Source organism: Haloarcula sp. Atlit-120R (assembly GCF_003665885.1).
Classification (GTDB): Archaea; Halobacteriota; Halobacteria; order Halobacteriales; family Haloarculaceae; genus Haloarcula; species Haloarcula taiwanensis.
This window is the reverse complement of record NZ_QPLN01000034.1, coordinates 1-612: the sequence shown is the minus strand read 5'-3', so window position 1 is coordinate 612 and position 612 is coordinate 1. Positions and strand designations below refer to the sequence as shown.

2 pseudogenes are annotated in these 612 nt (G+C 63.1%); both read right to left on the bottom strand.

Annotated features, from left to right (window positions below):
* Positions 1–260: pseudogene (locus DVK01_RS21085) on the bottom strand (site-specific integrase); the annotation flags it as partial.
* Positions 257–612 (bottom strand): annotated as a pseudogene (locus tag DVK01_RS22445) (hypothetical protein); the annotation flags it as partial. The pseudogenes DVK01_RS21085 and DVK01_RS22445, both read right to left, overlap by 4 nt.

Genomic DNA, 612 nt, shown 5'->3' with positions numbered 1-612 from the left:
ACGAGCCCGCGAAGCGTCTCCATCTCATTGTGAAGCGTCGTCGACGCGATCCCCTCGCCAGCACGGTGGGCGCGATACTCGTCGAACAGCCAACCGTTCAGCTCGGACACGCTCTCGATGCCGCGGTCCTCGCACCACGCACCGAAGAGTTTGAGACGGTAGTGGTATGAGTCAGCCGACCCATCGGTGAGTTCCGTTCGGCGGCGGTCGACGTATCGCTTCCAGGCGTCGCGCGGCGAAAGGTCTCGTGGACCAGTCACGGAGACCACCTCGCGCGATGAACGATGTGGCCGTCGACGAGCTCGGATTCCACGTCGAAGTCGTCCGTCTCAACGTCGAAGTTCGAAGCGACCTCCGCGCGGAACTCGTCTTCAGAAGCGCGAACCGACCGGATCACCCCCATGACGTGGTCGAGTTCGTGGAGTCTCTGAAGACGTGGCTGGTAACGGCCTCCGTCCGTGAGAAGCGTCTGCCGCGACTCGTGGAGCTGCAGAAGCAGCGCTCCGAGGTCGTCCAATTCTTCGTCGACGCGACTGTCACGACCGTCTTCGTGCTTCGCCTCGAGCTGCGCCTGCGTCAGCTCTCCCAGTTCCTCCTGAATCGCGAGCAGGA